Annotated in this window: 17 protein-coding genes; 4 read left to right on the top strand and 13 right to left on the bottom strand. The window is 68.8% G+C overall.

Annotation, left to right across the window (positions count from 1 at the left end; translation table 11 throughout):
• Nucleotides 1-184 precede the first annotated feature (184 nt).
• Both ABD255_RS40790 and ABD255_RS40785 read left to right on the top strand, forming a co-directional pair.
• The gene (locus tag ABD255_RS40790) at nucleotides 185-451 is read left to right on the top strand and encodes a hypothetical protein (protein ID WP_344222208.1); all 267 of its coding nucleotides are present in this window, start codon (nucleotides 185-187) and stop codon (nucleotides 449-451) included.
• A 533-nt stretch (nucleotides 452-984) separates the two neighbouring features.
• Complete coding sequence (locus ABD255_RS40785; RefSeq protein WP_344222207.1) at nucleotides 985-1,461, top strand: hypothetical protein; 477 nt, start codon at nucleotides 985-987, stop codon at nucleotides 1,459-1,461.
• A 309-nt stretch (nucleotides 1,462-1,770) separates the two neighbouring features.
• Here the strand turns inward: ABD255_RS40785 and ABD255_RS40780 are convergent, their stop codons facing one another.
• The 10 genes from ABD255_RS40780 to ABD255_RS40735 all read right to left on the bottom strand — a co-directional run bounded on the left by ABD255_RS40780 (nucleotide 1,771) and on the right by ABD255_RS40735 (nucleotide 13,876).
• Nucleotides 1,771-2,400: a ferritin-like domain-containing protein gene (locus ABD255_RS40780; RefSeq protein WP_344222206.1), complete on the bottom strand. Its 630-nt coding sequence runs from the start codon at nucleotides 2,398-2,400 to the stop codon at nucleotides 1,771-1,773.
• A 12-nt stretch (nucleotides 2,401-2,412) separates the two neighbouring features.
• On the bottom strand, nucleotides 2,413-3,072 hold the full coding sequence (locus ABD255_RS40775) for a ferritin-like domain-containing protein (protein ID WP_344222205.1): 660 nt from the start codon (nucleotides 3,070-3,072) through the stop codon (nucleotides 2,413-2,415).
• Nucleotides 3,073-3,157: 85 nt separating this feature from the next.
• Nucleotides 3,158-3,868 (bottom strand): class E sortase, encoded by a 711-nt coding sequence (locus ABD255_RS40770; RefSeq protein ID WP_344222204.1) that lies wholly within the window; start codon nucleotides 3,866-3,868, stop codon nucleotides 3,158-3,160.
• A gap of 413 nt (nucleotides 3,869-4,281) precedes the next feature.
• Nucleotides 4,282-6,801: an FtsX-like permease family protein gene (locus ABD255_RS40765; RefSeq protein WP_344222203.1), complete on the bottom strand. Its 2,520-nt coding sequence runs from the start codon at nucleotides 6,799-6,801 to the stop codon at nucleotides 4,282-4,284.
• A gap of 3 nt (nucleotides 6,802-6,804) precedes the next feature.
• Nucleotides 6,805-7,611 carry an ABC transporter ATP-binding protein gene (locus ABD255_RS40760; RefSeq protein WP_344222202.1) on the bottom strand — a complete coding sequence of 269 codons (807 nt, stop codon included), beginning with the start codon at nucleotides 7,609-7,611 and terminating at the stop codon, nucleotides 6,805-6,807.
• A gap of 122 nt (nucleotides 7,612-7,733) precedes the next feature.
• Nucleotides 7,734-8,417 (bottom strand): response regulator transcription factor, encoded by a 684-nt coding sequence (locus ABD255_RS40755; protein WP_344222201.1) that lies wholly within the window; start codon nucleotides 8,415-8,417, stop codon nucleotides 7,734-7,736.
• Nucleotides 8,414-9,598, bottom strand: a complete 1,185-nt coding sequence (locus ABD255_RS40750) for a sensor histidine kinase (protein WP_344222200.1) — start codon at nucleotides 9,596-9,598, stop codon at nucleotides 8,414-8,416. Before ABD255_RS40750 ends, ABD255_RS40755 begins: the two co-directional genes overlap by 4 nt.
• A gap of 41 nt (nucleotides 9,599-9,639) precedes the next feature.
• Nucleotides 9,640-11,760 carry an MMPL family transporter gene (locus ABD255_RS40745; protein WP_344222199.1) on the bottom strand — a complete coding sequence of 707 codons (2,121 nt, stop codon included), beginning with the start codon at nucleotides 11,758-11,760 and terminating at the stop codon, nucleotides 9,640-9,642.
• Nucleotides 11,761-12,020: 260 nt separating this feature from the next.
• Entirely contained in the window at nucleotides 12,021-12,662 is a 642-nt protein-coding gene (locus ABD255_RS40740) for a response regulator transcription factor (RefSeq protein WP_344222198.1), read from the bottom strand.
• Nucleotides 12,659-13,876 carry a sensor histidine kinase gene (locus ABD255_RS40735; protein ID WP_344222197.1) on the bottom strand — a complete coding sequence of 406 codons (1,218 nt, stop codon included), beginning with the start codon at nucleotides 13,874-13,876 and terminating at the stop codon, nucleotides 12,659-12,661. Before ABD255_RS40735 ends, ABD255_RS40740 begins: the two co-directional genes overlap by 4 nt.
• Nucleotides 13,877-14,115: 239 nt before the next feature.
• Between ABD255_RS40735 and ABD255_RS40730 the strand changes: the two genes are divergently transcribed.
• Together ABD255_RS40730 and ABD255_RS40725 are read left to right on the top strand one after the other, a co-directional pair.
• Entirely contained in the window at nucleotides 14,116-15,195 is a 1,080-nt protein-coding gene (locus ABD255_RS40730; RefSeq protein ID WP_344222196.1) for an ABC transporter permease, read from the top strand.
• Nucleotides 15,192-15,890, top strand: a complete 699-nt coding sequence (locus ABD255_RS40725) for an ABC transporter ATP-binding protein (RefSeq protein ID WP_344222195.1) — start codon at nucleotides 15,192-15,194, stop codon at nucleotides 15,888-15,890. Before ABD255_RS40730 ends, ABD255_RS40725 begins: the two co-directional genes overlap by 4 nt.
• Nucleotides 15,891-15,999: 109 nt before the next feature.
• Here ABD255_RS40725 and ABD255_RS40720 read toward each other — a convergent pair whose 3' ends face one another.
• From ABD255_RS40720 to ABD255_RS40710, 3 genes are all read right to left on the bottom strand, one after another.
• Nucleotides 16,000-16,527, bottom strand: coding sequence for a PEP/pyruvate-binding domain-containing protein (locus ABD255_RS40720; protein WP_344222194.1), 528 nt, complete (start codon nucleotides 16,525-16,527; stop codon nucleotides 16,000-16,002).
• Between the two features lie 435 nt (nucleotides 16,528-16,962).
• A complete protein-coding gene (locus ABD255_RS40715; protein WP_344222193.1) occupies nucleotides 16,963-17,628 on the bottom strand; it encodes a trimeric intracellular cation channel family protein in 666 nt (221 codons plus the stop codon).
• 68 nt (nucleotides 17,629-17,696) lie between these two features.
• Nucleotides 17,697-18,287, bottom strand: coding sequence for an alpha/beta hydrolase (locus ABD255_RS40710; RefSeq protein WP_344222192.1), 591 nt, complete (start codon nucleotides 18,285-18,287; stop codon nucleotides 17,697-17,699).
• Nucleotides 18,288-18,327 lie beyond the last annotated feature (40 nt).

The raw sequence follows: 18,327 nt of genomic DNA, 5'->3' as shown, positions 1-18,327 counted from the left end.
GTCGGTTGTACCAGGCGCCCGGTATTCGGCCCGTCTCTGAACAACCAGTGGAACGGGCCGCGGGTTCTACGCCACCAACTAGCGGTCGGGCTCACACTCGTGACTAGCTCGCCCGAGGATCGGCCGGCGGTCGAGACCCAATGTCGGTCGCCGGACAACGGAGTCTTCCAGAGGAGCTGAGGAAATGCGTCAAGTGAAGCGAATGGTTGCCGTCGCAAGCCTTGCGGCCGCGATAGTCGTACTGCCGGCTGGTCAGGCGGTCGGCGCGAACCACACGACGGCGGCCGGTGGCGCCGGCCCCGTCGCGAGTGCGAGCCAGGGCACTTGGGGGTGTGGTTGGAACAGGCCGGCGTGTGAGAGCAAGCAATACGAGTTCCGGCGGTTCCACTGCGAGGTAGGTCCGATCTACTACCTGCCGACTAGCGGTTACTGGTTCGACTGGTTCTGCTGAACCGGCCCCGGACACCGCTCACTCCGCGGACGCGATGCCCGGGTCCTTGCGTCGGCCCGTTGGCGATTGCCTGACGCGGTCCGCGGCGGCAAGAGGGCGGGAGCCGTCTAGGAACCGCTCACGACTGGGAGATCTTCGTGTCCCACGCCAACTGTGCTTGACCCCGCGTGCCCTTTACGGCTCGCCCCTCTTGTTGTTGATCAGCCCAACCGGACACCCGTTCGCATGCACCACCACCAAGTCACCCGCAACTACGTGGAACGCCGCACTGCCGAAGGACTCAGCAAACGTCAATCGTCGCTGCCTGTCGCTCGAAAGGGCCCACAGTGCTCAATGAGCCGTGTTGCTGCTCCTCACCTCATGTGACACGACCGGCGCCGGTGGAGTCATTGGTGAGTGACGGGACTGTTGCAGACACAGCGATGACGAGGAGAGTTCATGAGGATATGGCGACGAAGGCTCGCCGCGGGTGCACTGGCGTTCGTGATGGCGGTCAGCAGGCGCCGCCGGACGGTCGCGGTCGGTCGGACAGGATGGTCATGCTGATCTCTGGTGACCGGGTCGAGATGCGGGGGCCGAGACCGCCCGCCGTGCAGGCCGGGCCAGGGCGGGCCGGTATGAGGTTTCACATCCACAAGGAAGCCGGTGACACCTATGTGATGCCGTACGACGCGGCATCACTGGTCACTGCCGGACGGATAGACCGGCGACTGTTCAATGCGACCAAGCTCGCCGAGCTTGGCTACAACGACCTGTCGCGCAAGGACATCCCGCTGATCGTCACCGGGAACAGTGAGGATATTCGTGCGGTGAAGGCCGACCGCCAGGGTGGACAAGATCTGGCTGGACGGCAAGGTGAAGGCCACGCTGGACCGAAGCGTCCCTCAGGTCGGCGCACCGGCCGCCTGGCAGTTGGGGCGGTCGACAACTCCGACCAGTTGGCGATGTTCTCGTCACGGGGTCCGCTGAAACGTCACTGGCCGAGGTCGTCGGTGGTGCGATCGCCCTGAACCTCTTGTTCGGTATCCCGCTGCTGCTCGGTGGGGCGATCACCGGGCTGGTGTAGTTCGGATTGCTGATCTACCAGTCGAAGCGTGGTCAGCGACCGTTCGAAGCGGCGATCGTGGGCCTGCTCGCCGTCGTACTGATCGTCCTCACGTTTCGCGGCTGAGCGCGTCGCAAAACCTCACAGGGGTTTAACGCGGCGGGCGGCGGTGCCGTACTCACTGGCGTCACTCACCACATTCGAGGAGCTTGTCATGAACCACAGTGCGGGCCGGTCTTCCCCCAGGGAAAGACCGGCCCGCACGCCGGCTGGGTCAGTGGGTGATCGCAGCAACTACCTTGTCGGGATCGACCAGGAACGGGGCCACGGCTGCGAGCGTGCTGCTCTTCGAGGCACCCTTCTCGAAGGCGCTCATGTAGACACCGCCCTCGGCCTTGAGACCGAGGAGGTTGCCGACGACGGCGGCGTGGCGGGCCTCGACGCCGAAGATGCCGGCCGCGGCCTGCAGAATCATCTTGTCCTTTACGAAGCCGGCTGCGCCGAGGTAGGCACCGACGCCCTTGTTCTCGAAGATGTGCGCCGTGGTGAGGTAGCTCTTGCGGCTGTCGAAGGCACCGCCGAAGTCGACGGCCGGGGCGCCGATCGGCGTACCGCCGAGCTTCTGGATCGTGGCGGTGAGGGTCGCGACATGCGAGGCCTCGTCCGCGCCGATCTGCATCAGGTACTCCTTCTCCTTGCCCTTGACCAGGTTCGCCTTGTTGCCCTGGCGGTAGAACTCGGCTTCCAGATATTCCAGCGCCAGGGCGTAGTTCAGTACTTCGATGTCGTTCCTGAAGTCCTTGGCACTGGCCAGCGCGAAACCGTTGTTCAGGGCACCGATCGCGACGCCGGCCGGTACCGCGGAGGCGTTGCCGTGAATCAGGTCTGCCGTTGTGTCGGTCATCAGCTGTTCCTCCTACTTCGCGATGAAGGGCATGGCGGCCTTGAGGACCGGCCCCATCGCCAGATTGGCTTCGATCGGTGCCGGGAACGGGTTCCCGCCGGTGATCTGGGCGATGATCGCGGCATGCCGGGACTCCACACCCGCGATCGACGCGGCCGCCGCGAGCAGGTCAGGATTCTTCACCAGCGTGACCTGACCGTGGTAAGCCTTCACCCCGAGCTCTTCGAAGACACCGGCGGTCTTGAGGAAGTTCGCGCGGTTGGAGAACGTGCCGGCCGGGAACTTCACCTTCGGCTGCGCGACCGGCCTGCCGCCCAGGTCCGTGATCGTGGTGCGGACGACCGCGACATGGTCGGCCTCGTGCTGCTGGATCGGGTCGACCAGTTCCAGCTCGCGGCCCTTCAGCAGCTTCGCCTTCAGGCCCGCTGTGTAGAACGCGGCCTCGAGGTACTCGAGGGTGAGCGCGTAGTTGAGAATGTCCAGGTCGCTCTTGGCCACATCGTTCCTGAATCCGCGGTCCGCGTTGCCGAACGCAACGGGATCACCCGGCCGGGTGGCGACGTAGGTGACACCGACGCCGACCAGGGCCGCATTGCGGAGAAAGCTCCGCCTGCTGTGCTCGTCGGCGAACTCGAGGACCGGCCGGCCCCGGAAGATCTGCTTGATACCCATGACTCTCCTTGAGTGCATCAGACCGGGTGCATGCTGTGCCCCGGCTTCGTGCTGGGATCCGGTGCGTGCAGGGGTACCGACCTCCTCAGTCGACGCGCGCCTCCACGACGATGCGCTGGTAGTGGGCGGTGAGGGGATTGCAGGCGAACAGGGTGATCACCCTGTCGCCGGGCTTGGTGGGCTGGCGCAGCACGAACTTCACGTACTGCGCCTCCGGCACGATCGTGGTCCTGAAGACCTTGTACGTCGTGCTCTTCGCGCCCACGGTGACCTTGATCGGATCACCCGGGCGGAGCCTGTCCAGGTTGAGGAACGGCTTCTCGTTGGTACTGCGATGGCCGCTGATCACGGAGTTCCCCGGGCTCCCGGGCAACGGCGTACCAGGCCAATGGCCGACGCCACGAACCAGGGCAGCCTCGTCGACGCCGTTGTTCAGTTCGTCATCGAGCCCGATTCGCGGGATCGCCAGCCGGCCGAGTTGAAGCTGCTCACCAGGTTTGGCCTTGATCGCCCGGATCGGCACACCTTGGACCGGGTTGTCACCCGGCCCGAACTGCGACTCGACGGGCTTGCCCTCCCGGAGTTGATCGAGCATTCGGTTCACCAACGCGTCCTCGTCGGCCGGTGCGGGCGTCTCGGACGCGATCTCCGGCCCAGTCGGGCGGACAGTCGGGGCGCCATTGGACGACTGCGACGGAGTGCCGTCGGAACCGAATACGACGACCCCGACGGCGATCAGCGCCGCGAAGACTGTGCTGGCAGCCAGCCACCGCCAGACTGCCGGCCACGCCTTCACCGTGCATCACCCCGGAAGGTCGATCCTCTGGTGCCGAGATCTGTGGGCGTGCAGCGTCGCATCAGCGACCATCTCCTCAGGAAGGGACACTGAAGAGGCCTTCGGAGCCCTGGAGCCCGCGGATGGGTGTGCACCGCACCGTGGACGTCACCGGAGGACAGGTCACGGACGTGGTCCCGCCACGCTAGCCCGCGTTCCCGTACGTTCCTAGATGATCTTCCGGCCGGTGGAGTTCGATGCAGAGTCGCGCGTCCGTTGAGTGAGAAGAGCTGTCAGAAGGTCGCGAGAAGCCGGTGATCTCGTCGCGGCTGCCGCTAGGGCCTGCGGCGGGCGTGCGACAAGTACGTGACCTGCCAACAGCCGGTCACCTGCACCGGCTGTTGGCGTCGATCTTCGCTTTCGGGACAGAGTTCCTACTCCTTCAGGCCGATGTGCTCGACCGGTGGGGTGCGGAGGAGCCGGCCGATTGGCAGGATGGTCGTGATCATCGCCAGGAGCGTGGCTCCCCCGAGTACGGCGGCCCAGCCGAACGGTGGCACATAGGGGAGCGCGCTACCGGTTACGGCCCTCACCACGGCGGTCAAGGTCACCGCCGCGATCGTTGCGCCGATCACGAGGGCGACGCCGAGGAGGCCCGCCTGCTCGGCGTGCACCATCCGCTTGACCTGGCGGCGGGTGACACCGACCAGACGCAGTAGGGCCAGTTCACGACTGCGGGCGAGGGCAGCGATGATCATTGTGTTGGCCGCGGCCAAGGCGGCGTAGCCGACCATCACGCCGATGAGCAGCCGGTTCAACCAGGCGCTGATGGCGAGATCGGTGGCTAGCTGGCTGGTGAGGTTGCCCGTCTGCGCCAAATGGCCGGCAGGGTAGTGTGCCGCCGCCTTGGTCAGCGCCGCATCGACGTCGGCGCGCGGGTCGGTACGGATCAGTACTTCGTCCAGACCGGCACCGACAGTCGCTCGATTCAGGATGACGTCGCCGAACCCCAGGCCACGCCCGTAGATCGCGGCGACCCGCAACTTCTTCGCGGTGCCGTCGCCGAGCCAGACGTCGACCCGGTCTCCCACCTTCCAGCCCTGCGACGAGGCCCGGATGGTCGACACGGCGATGCTGTCCGCGCGCAAGTCGGACAAGCTGCCTTTGCTGATCCGCAGGTCCATCGTCTCGGCGGCCTGGTCCGGATCGATCGCCTGCGCCGCGACGGACTCGGCACCGTCGAAGATCCTGACGATCACCGAGGTACGTCGTACGCCGGTTGCTGCCTGTACCCCGGGAATGCCGCGGAACTCCGCGACGGCGCTGTCGGGCAGGCTGCCCGGCGAAACCAGAGCATGCTGGGCGAGCATGCCGTCGCGGTGCTGCTCGAGTGTCTGCCGTTCCAGGTTGTTCTGCAGGAACCAAACGGAACCACCGAAGCCGACCGACAACACCAGCGCGGTGAGCACGGTCGCCATACCTTGCGCGTTGGCCCTGAGATTCGCGGTGGCGAGGTACCCACTGTTGCCCCACACTCTGCGCAGGACCGGTGCGAGCAGCCGGGCGGCAGATCGGTTGATCCACGGCGCTAGCAGAGCCACGGCGATGACGAACAGGTAGAGCATGCCGATCGCACCGGCCGCGGCTGCCTGGCCGTCCAGGCCGATCGTGAGCATGCTCGACGACACGGCACCGGCAAGCGACGCCAGACCGAAACCGAACCGGACCTTGCCGCTGTGAGCAGGTTCGACAGCGATTTCGCCGAGCGCCTCGATCGGCCGGATGGACGTCGCCCGCCTGGCGGCGATCAGGGCCGAGACCACCGCAAGGAGGGTTGTCACCACCACCGCGGCCAGAGCCGCGAGGACACCATCGCTGATCGGGAAGTCGGCCGGGATGAATCCGCGGGCGACCAACTCGGCACTCACCCACTGAGTCGCCAGCAGGCCCGCCGGTACGCCGAGCGCTGCCGCGACGAGTCCCATCAGTGCGGCCTCCGCCACCAGCATCTTCCGTACCTGACCTGGCGTGGCGACAATCGCCCGCAGCAAAGCAAAGTCCCGGCGGCGATGCCGGACGGACAAACCGATGGTGCCGGCGACCACGAAGGCGATCAGCAGCACGACGTACCCACCGAACGCCGCTCCCACCTGGATCAGCAGGTCCGAGGCCGCTACATCGTCGGACTGCACGGCCAGCCCCCGGTCGGAACCGGTGTAGGCCTTCGCGCCTGCGGCCTCGGCGAGCTCACCGACGGCTGCGGTCACCGCTGCACGGTCCGCATCGGGTGCCGCGATGACTCCGATCGCGTCCATGCGGCCGGGACGGGGGGCGAGTGCCGCAGCGCGTGTATCGGTGAAGAACACTGCCGCCCGCTCGTCGGATCCGTTGGCCGGCTCGGCAACTCCGCTGACCCGGTATCGGTGCGCTACGCCGCCGATCACCAGGTCGGTCAGCCGGCCAGGGGTCAGCGCACCAGCGGTCGCCTCGGCCAGTCGCGCGTCGACCACGATCTCGTTGTCGCCGCCGGGCGCCGTACCGGCTGTGATGCGGTACGGCGTGAGAGCGGCACTGCTCCAATTGTGGCCGTCGGCCGGCACGGAGCCGGAAGCGAGCGGCACGACCGGGATCGAGAGGTCGTGGACGACGGTCGCGACGCCCGGGACCCGGCGGATCTGGGTGAGCAGGTCGGCCGACAGCGTGCCACCTTCGGGTAGCCGGACCGTCGTCGTGTAGGTCTCGCCGTCGAACTCCTTGCCGGTAAAGGTGATGTCGCGGTCCGCGACGACGATGTCCGCTGCGGCGTACCGATCCGCGGCCGGTCGATGGCGCAGGCCGGATTCGACCAGGACACCCATGGTCATCAGAATCATCACGCCGGCGGCGAGCGCCACCAGGGTGGCGACGACGCTGCCGGGACGGTGGCGCAGCATCCGGAGTGCGAGCTTCGTCATGCTTCAGCCCTTCTGTGCAACGGGCTGACGGCGGCCGAGGGACGCCAACTGGGCAGCGATGCGTTCGGCGCCGGGCTGCGGCATGTCAGCTACGAGCCGGCCGTCCGCGAGCACCATGACGCGGTCGGCGTACGACGCGGCCACCGGATCGTGGGTGACCATCACGACTGTTTGCCCGTGCTCATCGACCACCGATCGCAGCAGGGACAGCACCGCGGCGGCGGTGTGGGTGTCGAGTGCCCCGGTCGGTTCGTCCGAGAAGATGACGTCCGGGCGCATGGCCAGGGCCCGGGCGATCGCGACGCGCTGCTGTTGGCCGCCGGAGAGCTCCGCCGGGCGGTGATGCAGGCGGCTGCCGAGGTCGACGCGGTCGACCACCTGCGCGAGCCACCGGCGGTCGGGACGCGCTCCGGACAAGCGCAGCGGGAGCACGATGTTCTCCTCGACGGTCAATGCACCGATGAGGTTGAAAGCCTGGAAGATGAACCCGATCTTCGTCCGGCGCAGCTCGGTCAGCTGGGACTCGGACAGTGGGGACAGTTCGGTGTCGCCGATCCAGACACGTCCCGAGGTGGGGCGGTCCAGCCCCGCGGCGGTCTGGAGCAGGGTGCTCTTGCCAGAGCCCGAGGGCCCCATCACTGCCGTGAAGGTGCCTCGGCCGAAGGTGGCGTCGACACTGGCCAAGGCGGTAACAGGCTGGCCACCAGTTCCGTAGGTCCGGGTGAGTTGCTCGACCCGCACGGCCGCCTGGGAGTCACTCGGCGATGCTGCTCGAGGACCCGGGATGACCTGGTCAGCGTAGACGGACATCAATTCGCCTTTCCGTGGTAGCGCTCTGGATGAGCACACGAAAACGCTATGGCGATCGCGCCGGCGGCAACATGCTGCCTATGGGCCAAGCGGTGGTAGAGCAGGCACTACCCCTCCGCTGCTCAGGGGGTAACCAGCCCCGTCTCGTAGGCCGTGACAACGAGCTGGGCCCGGTCTCGGGCGGCCAGCTTGAGGAAAAGCCGCGACACGTGGGTTTTCGCGGTCAGCGGCGAGAGCACCAGGTGCTCGGCGATCTCGTGGTTGGAGAGCCCCTGCCCGACGAGGCCAAGGACCTCCCGCTCCCGGGGGGTCAGCTTGGCGAGCCGCCCGTTGGGATCCGGCGACCCCGCGACAGGAGCCGTCGGCGCTTCGGCGGGGGTGGCGGCGACGTAGGCCTCGATGAGCCGCCGAGTGACCCGCGGGGCCAGCAGCGCCTGTCCGTCGTGGATCAGGCGCACCGCGTCGAGCAGAGCGGCGGGATCCACGTCCTTGAGGATGAAACCCGAGGCTCCGGCGCGCAGCGCGCCGAAGACATATTCGTCGAGCTCGAAAGTCGTCAGCACCAGCACCCGGGTGTCCGCGAGCCGGGGGTCGGCCGTGATGCGGGCGGTCGCCTCGAGCCCATCCACCCGGGGCATCCGGATGTCCATGAGAACCACGTCGGGCGTGGTCAGCACAGCCAGCTCGACGGCCTCGGCGCCGTCGACGGCCTCGCCGACCACGTCGAGGTCGTCCTCGGCTTCCAGCAGGGCCCGGAAGCCGGCCCGCACCAACCTCTGGTCGTCGACCAGCAGCACCCGGATCATGGGGCCCCGACGGGGAGCGACGCTGCCACCCGCCAGCCACCACCTGGCCGCGGCCCGGCCTCCAGCGAGCCGCCCAGGGCGACGGCGCGCTCGCGCATCCCCCGCAGCCCCTGGCCAGATCCGGTGCCGGCTCCGGCCCGCGCACCGGCCGGACCGCCGTCGTCCTCGACCTCGAAGACCACGAGGTCATCGCGCCGGGTCACCCGCACGTGCGCCGAGGTCGGGCCGGCGTGCCGGAGCACGTTGGTCAGCGCCTCCTGCACGATGCGGTAGCCCGTCGCGCCCACTGTCGCCGGGAGATTCCGGGCCTCAGCGTCCACGCCGAGGTCGATGGCGATATCGACGTCGAGGCCGGCCGATCGCAGGCTCTCCCGCAGGTCGGTGAGGCCGTCGAGGTCGACGGTCGGGCGCACCGGCGCGGAAGCGTCGGGCCCGTCGCTGTCGCGCAGCACCCCCAGCATCGAGCGCAGGTCGTTCAGGGCGGCGCCGCTGACGCGCTTGATGTCCTGCAGCGTGCCGCGAGCCTGTTCGGGGTTGCGGTCCAGCAGGCGTGCGCCCACGCCGGCCTGCACGTTGATCGCCACCATGGCATGAGCTACGACGTCGTGGACGTCGCGGGCAATCCGGAGCCGCTCCTCCCCGACGCGGCGCAGAGCCTCCTCCTCCCTGGTGCGCTCGGCGGTGTGGGCCCGCTCGAGCAGCGCAGCGGTATGGGCCCGTCGCTCGTGGGTCGCCACGCCGAGCGCGAGAGGGAGCGCGATCAAACTGAGGTTGCGCGCCGTGTCCCAGGTGAGCACGTCGTGCGGGCTGCGGACCTGCAGGATGACAACCACCACCGGCATGAGCAGGATCGCCGCCGTCAGGGCCGTCCGGCGGCCGCGCCGGGTGGCCAGCGCGTAGGCGCAGAGCACGGCGGGGAACGCCACGGTGTTGTAGATCTTCGCGGTCACCAGGACACCGATCAGCGTGGGCAGCGCCAGGACCAGCGCCCATTCCGGTGCTCGCCGGCGCAGCAGCAGGGGCAGCGAAGCGACCACGATCGCGGCCACCGCGAGCCCGCTCGCCCGGGCCTGATCGAGCACAGCCAGCTCCACCGCCATGGCCGCCACGCACAGGAGCGCCGGGAGCCCGTGGACGACGAGGTCGTCGGCGAGGTGGCGACGCACAGCGGCCCGGATCACGCCGCGAGTGTACCGAGACGTGACCCGGGCCGGCGTCGTCCTCAGGGAGTACGTGCCAGGCGGTCCGCCTCAGCCTGGGCGAGGTGCTGGGCTTGGTCGGACCCGCCCTCCGACAGACCGATCCGGTCGTGGAGCCGGCGCAGCGGCATCGGCGACCACCAGTTCCACTTACCCAGCAGTCCCATCAGGGCCGGCACCAGCAGCGAGCGGACGACGAAGGCGTCGACCAGGACGCCGACCGCGGTGGCCAGGCCGAGCTGCTGCATGAAGGAGATCGAGCTGGTGCTGAACGCCCCGATCGCGACCGCCAGGAGGATCGCCGCCGCGGTGACGACGCTGCCGGTACGGCCCAGGCCGGTCGCCACGGCGTCCCGCTCGGAAAGCCCTGCCTCGCGGGACTCCCGGATGCGGCCGAGCAGGAACACGCCATAGTCGGTCGACAGCGCGAACACCACGGCGGCGGCCACCAGGAAGTCGGTCGGTTCGATGCCGCCGTTGGGGGTGTAGCCGAGCAGGCCGGTCAGTCGGCCGTCCTGGTAGATGAAGGTCAGCACCCCGAGGGCGACCCCGACGGTCAGGACGTTCATCACCACCGCCTTGACCGGCAGCACCACCGAGCCGGTCATCAACCACAGCACCAGCATCGTGAGGCCAACCAGCAGGGCGATCGCGAGCGGCAGGCCGGCGGCGATGGCCGCCTGCTGGTCGACGAACTCGGCGGCGGGTCCGGCGACCAGCGCGTCCACTCCCTTGTCGGAGGCCAGGTCGCGGACGTCGGCGACGGCCCGCTGGGCGACGTCCCCGGCGGCGTCACCTCCGACGACCAGGTCGACCTGCCAGGTGTTCTGCCCGAGGTCAACGGCCTTGGCCGGGACCTCGACACCCTCCACCGACGAGGCGGCGTCGGCGAAGGCCGCCGCCTCGGCCGGGTCGTCGGTGCTCACCACAGCGGTCACGGGGGTGGTGCCCGAGCCCTCGTACTCCTGGGCCACGGTGTCGCTGACCACGCGGGCGCTGAGGTCCGTGGGCACCACGGTGCCGTCGATCGGGGTCCACTCGGCCCGCAGCGCCGGTACTGCGAGCGCGACCATCACCGCGGCGGTCGTGACGGCGACCAGCCCGGGACGACGCATGACCAGCTGCGACAAGCGGTACCAACGGCCCTCGGCCCCCGACGTACGCCGGGACCGGCGGGCGAGCTTCGCCCCCCAGAGGCCGAAGACGGCCGGGGTGACGACGAGCGAGGAGACCGCGGCGACGACCGAGACGACGGCGCCGGCCAGGCCCATGGACTTGAGGAAGCCCAGCGGGAACACCGTGAGCGTGACCAGCGCGACCGCGACGGTGGCCGCCGAGAAGGCCACAGTGCGACCGGCTGTGCGCATGGTGGTGGCGACGGCTCCGAACGTCGGGCCCTGGCGGTCCAGTTCCTCGCGGTAGCGGCTGACCAGGAACAGGGTGTAGTCGATGGCCAGCCCGAGCCCGAGGCCGATCACCAAGTTGAGCGCGAAGACGCTGAGGCCGTAGACCTGGTTGATCCCAGCCAGGGCCAGGAAGGTGCCCATGACGGTAGTAATGCCCACGGCCAGCGGCAGGACCGCGGCGCGGCCGCCGAAGATCAGCAGCGACAGCACGACCAGGATCGGAAAGGCCATCAACTCGGCGCGGCTGAGGTCCGCGGCGACCCGCTCGCTGAGTTGGACGCCGGCGACGGCCTGGCCGCCGACGGTGACGGCGGGGTCGTCGGCGAACGCTTCCAGCACGTCGGCCGCGACGTCGTCGCTGCTGGCGCCGGCCTCGAGGGTGCCGGTGACCAGGCTCGAGGAACCGTCCGCCGCGGACCCGCCCGGCCCGACCGCGGCGATGCCGTCGACCGCCTTGAGGATGTCGGCAGCGGTGTCGACCGCGGGCCCGTCCGAACCGCCTTCGACGAGGAGGACGATGCCGGCTGACAGGCTGCGTCCCGTGGCGGCCTCGACCCGCTCTACGGCGCGGACGGAGTCGGCGTTCGAGGCGACGAAGCCGCCCTCGGTCTCGAGGGCGCCGGCGACCGGGCCGCCGAGGACGCCGGCGACGATGACGAAGAAGAAGACGGCCACGAGGACACGACGTGGCGCTGCGTGGAGGGCCTTCAGGGCCCGGCTGAGAGGTGAGCTGGTCATGGTTCAACCCTCGTCGCGAGCAAGGGGTCGACGCGTCGTGCCGGGGGAGTGGGTCAGGACCTGGACGGCGCCGGGGGTACATCGGGCGGCGTACGCCCCTCGATGTAGCCCCGTGGTCAGCCTCACGCGAACTCTGACGGGCGGACGATTCCCTTGCGTAGGTCCCGTCAGCTCTGCCTGGTGCAACGCGAGCCTGCGGCGGGCCGGACTAGCGTCGACAGCGTCGGTGACCCCGCGGTGTCACAACATCCTCGAAAGAGTCAGCGGCGGATGATGCCCTGGACTGTCGCGGTGGCGATGGCCGAGGTACGGGAGTCGGCGCCGAGCTTGAGATAGATGTGGACGAGGTGGGACTTGACGGTGGCCTGGCTGAGGAAGAGTTGCTTGCTGATGGCGGCGTTGGAAAGGCCGTCGGCGACCAACTGCAGGACTTCGGTTTCGCGCCGGGTCAGTGTGGTGGCAGGCTCGCGCATGCGGCCCATCAGCCGCAGCGCGACGGCGGGTGCGAGCGCTGCTTTCCCGGCCGCCGCCGTGCGTACGGCTGCGGCGAGTTCCTCGGGCGGGGCGTCCTTGAGGAGGTAGCCGGACGCACCGGCTTCGATGGCGGCGAGGATGTCGACGTCGGTGTCGTAGGTGGTCAGGATCAGCACCCGGGGCGCGCCCTTGCGAGCGGTGATGGCGGCTGTCGCCTGGGAGCCCAGCATCTGGCCGCCGAACTGGAGGTCCATCAACACCACGTCGACAGCGAGGTCGGGCTCGGCGGCGAGAGTGACGGCTTCTTCAGCGGTGGGCACATCGGCCACGACGATGAAGCCAGGCTCGGTCTCCAGGACGGCCTGTAGCCCGGCTCGTACCACCGGGTGGTCGTCGGCGACCAGCAGCCGGACGGGGGCGACGGTCATACGTCGACTCCTTCGCGGGCCGGCAGGGGGAGTGCGACGGCCAGGGCGGTCCCTTGGCCTGGGGCGGTTTCGAGGGTCAGGGCGCCGTGCAGGGCACTCGTGCGGGCGCGCATCGCGATCAGCCCGAAGCCGGAGCCGGAGCCGGACTCGCTCCCGCCGTGCACGGGGAGAGCGCCGGGATCGAAGCCGTGTCCGTTGTCGACGACGTCGAGCGCGATCTCGGTATCCATGTAGCTCAGGGTGAGCTCGGCATGGGTGGCGTTCGCGTGCTGAACGGTGTTGGCCAGTGCGGACTGGGCGATGCGCAGCAGCGCGACCTCGTGCGGGGTGGGTAGCTCTGCCGGGGTGCCGGAGATCTGGCAATGGACGGTCAAAGGAGAGGTTCGGGAGGTCGTGGCGCACAGTCGCACCAGCGCGGCAGGCAGGCTTCCGGCCTCCAGGCCGGGTGGGCTCAGGGCACGGACGAACCGTCTGGCCTCGGCGAGATTGTCGACGGCAGCGTGGCGGGCGTGGCGCACATGGTCCAGTGCCACCGCGGACCGGCCGGACAGCTGGGCGCGTTCGGCGGCCCGCAACAGCAGTTGGATCGAGGACAGACCCTGGGCCAGGGTGTCGTGGATCTCGCGGGCAAGGCGTTCGCGCTCGGCCAGGACTCCGGCGGCATGCTCGGCAGCGGCCAGTTCACCCCGGGTCGCGGTCAGTTCCTCGATAAGACGGCGGCGCTGCTCGCTCTCCCGGTACAGAGCCTGGTAGCCGAGGGCCACCGCGACGGCGACTGCAGCGCCGAGCACGGGGCCGATGACTGTGCCCGGGGTGAGAGTGTGGGTGTGCCAGCCGAATCCTGCGATTGCCAGCACGGTGGTGATCGCGACGGCTGTCAGTGCCCAGCGGCGCGGCAGCAGGTGCAACTGGACGAAGAAGAGTGGAAAGGCGAGCCAGACGCCGTCCGGGGTGAGTGCGAGCAGGACCAACCAGGTGGCCGTGACAGCTGCCAGCCACCAGGCCGCGGCCGGTGCCCGAGTGCGTACGGGGTGCAGGAGCGGTCCCGCGCCGTAGACGGCCGCAAGTGCGCAGATCGCGATGATCACTTTCGGGCCGCTCGCACCGCCGTCGGCCGCGGCCCGTACTCCGGCAATGGCCAGCAGGCCCGCGACCATCAAGTGCAGGCAGAAACGCAGCACCCGCATCGCGGGAGTCAAGGAAGGATCGCTCACAAGGTCTCTCATCGGCTGTCGGGCACATCCGTCCAGATGGTGCCACTCCCCAGAACAGGGTAAGCAAGCGCCGCGGGTGGCGGCATCAACCAAAAGGTGTAAGCGCGGGTGAACCCACGATCCATCATCGGGCAGTCCTCGGGGCGATGCCGCGGCGAGGTCCGACAGGCGACGGTGGAGACCTGCGCCGGGCGCCAGGTCCGGCGCCGGACCACACCGAAAGAGGTAAGCCTGTGTTCGTGGCCTGGAGAGACCTCCGATTCGCCAAGGGCCGCTTCGCCCTCATGGGCACCGTGATCGTGCTGATCACACTGCTGGTGGGGCTGCTGTCCGGGCTCACGGCGGGTCTGGCCCGGGAGAACGTCTCCGCCATCACCGGCCTACCTGCCGACCACCTGGTCTTCTCCGCTCCACCTGGTGACCAGGACATCTCCTTCACGGATTCCCACATCGACCAGAACACCTGGGAGCGGTGGGCCCAGATACCCGGCGTCGAGTCCGCCCAGCCGCTGGGCATCGCGATGACCAAGGCTCAGGCCGGCTCCACCACCGCCTCCCTGTCCGCCTTCGGTGTCCAGCCAGGCTCCGAGCTGGCTCCCGACTCCAGTGAGATCAACGACAGTGCCGTGGTGATGTCCACGCGGGCCGCCGACGAGTTGGGTGTGAAAGTCGGCGACGCCCTCACTCTGGGCGGGCACGCTGTTACCGTCGCCGCTGTCAGCGGGGAGGCGATGTACAGCCACACGCCCGTCGTGTGGACGTCCCTCGCCGACTGGCAGCAACTCGGTGCTCCTGCCGGTGACGGCGGCGCGGGTGCCACTGTCGTGGCCCTGGCCACCACCACCCGAGCCGATCTGGCGGCAGCCGACCGGAAACTCAACACCAGGGCCGTCAGCAGCGACGAAGCATTGCAGGCGATCGGCTCCTTCACCGCGGAGAACGGTTCCCTGCAGTTGATGCGCGGCTTCCTGTTCGCCATCTCGGCCCTCGTCATCGGTGCGTTCTTCACCGTGTGGACCCTCCAGCGCAGCGGCGACGTCGCCGTCCTCAAGGCACTGGGCGCCTCCGGCCACTACCTGCTCAAGGACGCCCTTGGCCAGGCCGTGACCCTTCTCGTACTCGGCACCGGAATCGGCACGGTCCTGGCGGCCGGTCTCGGCGCTGCCGTTGGCGGCAGCGCGATCCCGTTCGTCCTGGACGCCGCCACGGTCCTCGTCCCGATGGCCATCATGATCGCGCTCGGCGTCCTCGGGGCGGCCCTGTCTATCCGGCGTATCACCTCTGTCGACCCCCTTACCGCGTTGGGAAGTGCCCGATGACCGCGACAACCACCGCCGCAGGCCTGCACCTGGCAGACATCACCCTCACCTACCCCGACGGCATCAGCCGCCTGACCGCCCTCGATCACGTGAACCTGAGCGTGCCCGCCGGCACCATCACCGCTGTCGTCGGCCCCTCCGGCTCCGGCAAGTCGAGTCTCCTGGCGGTGGCAGCCACCCTTGTCACTCCCGACGCCGGGCGGGTGAGCATCGCGGGTACTGAGACCACCGGGCTGAGCCGCAACGAGTTGACGGCCCTGCGCCGCACCGCCATCGGCATTGTCTTCCAGCAGCCCAACCTGCTTCCCTCCCTCACCGCTGCCGAACAACTTCAGCTCATGGTCCATCTCGACGGCCGCAACCCGAAGCAGGCCCGCAGCCGCGCCTTGGACCTGCTCGACGCGGTTGGTCTCGCCGACCAGGCCGACCGGCGATCCCACCAACTGTCCGGCGGCCAGCGCCAGCGCATCAACATCGCCCGCGCCCTGATGAACGACCCAGCGATTCTCTTGATCGACGAGCCCACCAGCGCCCTCGACCACGAACGCGGCGCTGCCATCCTCGAACTCATCGCCACCCTGACCCACCAGCGAGCGACCGCCACTGTCCTGGTCACCCACGACCGCTCCCTGCTCACCACCGTCGACGCGGTCGCCGAAGTCCACGACGGCCGTCTCCTCCCCGCCGGCAAGTGATCGCGCGGGCGATGTCGGCCTGGGCGAGCATGTCGACCAGGTCATGCCCGTCGATGACCGGCGGGCGGCCTGGCACCGCTCCGTTCTTGCCGAATCGGGGCGGTGACTCTCACCGTGGACCGATTGCCACGAGTTCCCTCGATTGCGGCGCCAACCTCGACGCTGCCACCGGTCGGATCCTCACTGAGAGATCTACCGACAGTTGATCGATGGCTCGAACCTCTCGGTAGATGATGGCCCGGTCAGTGAACAACGAAGCCCAGCAGCGTTTGCAAGCGGAGTACAGTGCGTTCGGTCCGCGGACATGGAGGAACACCTCCTGCGGGCCGGTGAGGAATTCGACGATGGGGTCGTCGGCCGGCTCGCCCCCGACCACCAGCTCGACCGCATCGCCACCGAGCCGGCGATACGCGTCGGAGATCGCCTCAGCCACAGCCGGCGGAACGTCCGCGTAGAAGTAGGCATTGCGAATGGACGCCCCGACCGCGATCAGGTCCGCGCCACGGCGAAGCCGGCGCAGCTGCGTAGCCACGACCGTCCGGAGCCTGGCAGTCCGCACGAACTCGCGGTAGGCAGCCGGGGTGGTGGTGAAACCGCTTCCGTCCGGTGACCAGGTGATGTACGGCGAACCGCTCATGATGATGTCCCTCCCGATCCCATGCTCTGGGCAACGATGTAGGAGACCGTCAGGCGTCCTACAGCTCCCATTCCACAGCACACCGAGCCACACGATCAGTGCCGAAGGTCCCCTGCCCGAGGACCAAGCGCCCTACCGGGCACAAGACGATGGCCTAGAGGCCGAGAGCGCGCAGGACAGCGGTACGTGGCGGTCCATGAGCAGGTACTGCGGCGCCGGGCGGCGTGGACCGCTCGGTCCCGATGCGGCTATTCAAGTAGCTGTTTGCCGGCGAGGTAGAGCGACGCCGAAACTCACTGAGCTGTGCGCGATCTGAGCCAACGGGTCACGACCGTTGGTTTCCGCAACTGGACGCCGCCGCAGGGCAAGCGTGGATTTGGCGCGGTGTGAACTGCCACCCGCACCCGATCGATCCCAGACACACCTAAGCTGTTACTACCCCTCGGACGGCCTGTGGCGCCGAGGGCGGACCACGAACTGCTCCGGAAAGGTCCACTCGAACCGCACAGCGGCCAGGCGCACCAGCGTCGTCACCACCCCGCAGATAACCCCCGCGATCGGGATCGGCGTACCGAGTTCGGCGAGTAGGACCAGCACTGCCGTGCCTGCGCCCGCCGCGACGGCGTACAGGGTGCCCACGTGCAGGAAAGAGAAAGACAGGCCCAGCATCACGTCGCGCAGCATCCCGCCGCCGATGGCTCCGATGACGCCGACCACCACAGCCCCGGCTGCGCCGACGCCGAGGGACAGCGCCTTCGAGGCGCCGATGGCTCCGAACAGGCCCATCACGACGGCGTCGAGGAGCACGCTGATGAGCCAGTCCCCTCGTGCGAGCACCGGTTGCAGGACCATGCCGAGGATTGCCGTGGCACCGGCCACGGTCAGGTACCAGTTGCTCCACACCACGACCGGCGGTTGGTTGAGCACGAGGTCGCGGAGCAGGCTTCCTCCGAGCGCGACAGCGAGTCCGATAGCGATCACGCCGAGCACGTCGATGCGGCGGGACCTGACGCCTGCGGCGAAGAGTGCCCCTTGGAGGCCGCCGAGTCCGGCGGCCAGGAGTTCGATCCAGAGCGTCACCTGGAACGGGGTGATCGACATGTCATCCCTCCGGACAGTTGGGCCGGCGCGCGCTCGGCGCGGGCGCCAGGCCCAGCGTCAACAGTGGCTCAGCGACCGGCGGGCGAAGCGGCCTTCGCGGCCTTGTCGATCGTGTCGGCGACGACGCCGGCCTGCGTCAGGAAGACGGCGTGGCTGGCGGACACGTTGGTGATCTTCGCGCCGCTGCGGGTCGCCATGTGCTGCAGCATGGCCTGGTCGAAGGCCTTGTCCTCCGTGGCGATGACGGCCCAGGTGGGCTTGTCCCGCCAGGCGGCGTTCTTCACCGGCGCGCCGAAGGCCGACATGTTGATCGGGACCTGCGTGTCCCGCAGGAAGGCGGCGTCCGCGTCGCTCGCGTCGTGGGCGAACCCGGCCTTGAACTTGTCGTGGTTGAGGAAGCCGTAGCCGTCCTCACCGACGTCGATCACGAAGTCCGGCGTCGCCGCGAAGCCCTCGTACTGCTGGCTCGTGGTCTCGCCGGCGTCGGGTGCCAGCGCGGAGACGTAGACCAGACCGGCCACGTTCGGGTGGACTCCGGCCTCGGTGATGACTGTGCCGCCCCAGGAGTGGGCGACGAGGATCGCGGGGCCGTCCTGCCGGTCCAGCACGCGGGTGGTGGCTGCGACGTCGTCCTCGAGTGAGGTGAGCGGGTTCTGCACGATCGTCACCTGGTAGCCGCGCGCGGTCAGGTTGTCGTAC

The organism is Kribbella sancticallisti, assembly GCF_039530625.1.
Lineage (GTDB): Bacteria > Actinomycetota > Actinomycetes > Propionibacteriales > Kribbellaceae > Kribbella > Kribbella sancticallisti.
This window is presented reverse-complemented; position numbering and strand designations above follow the sequence as displayed.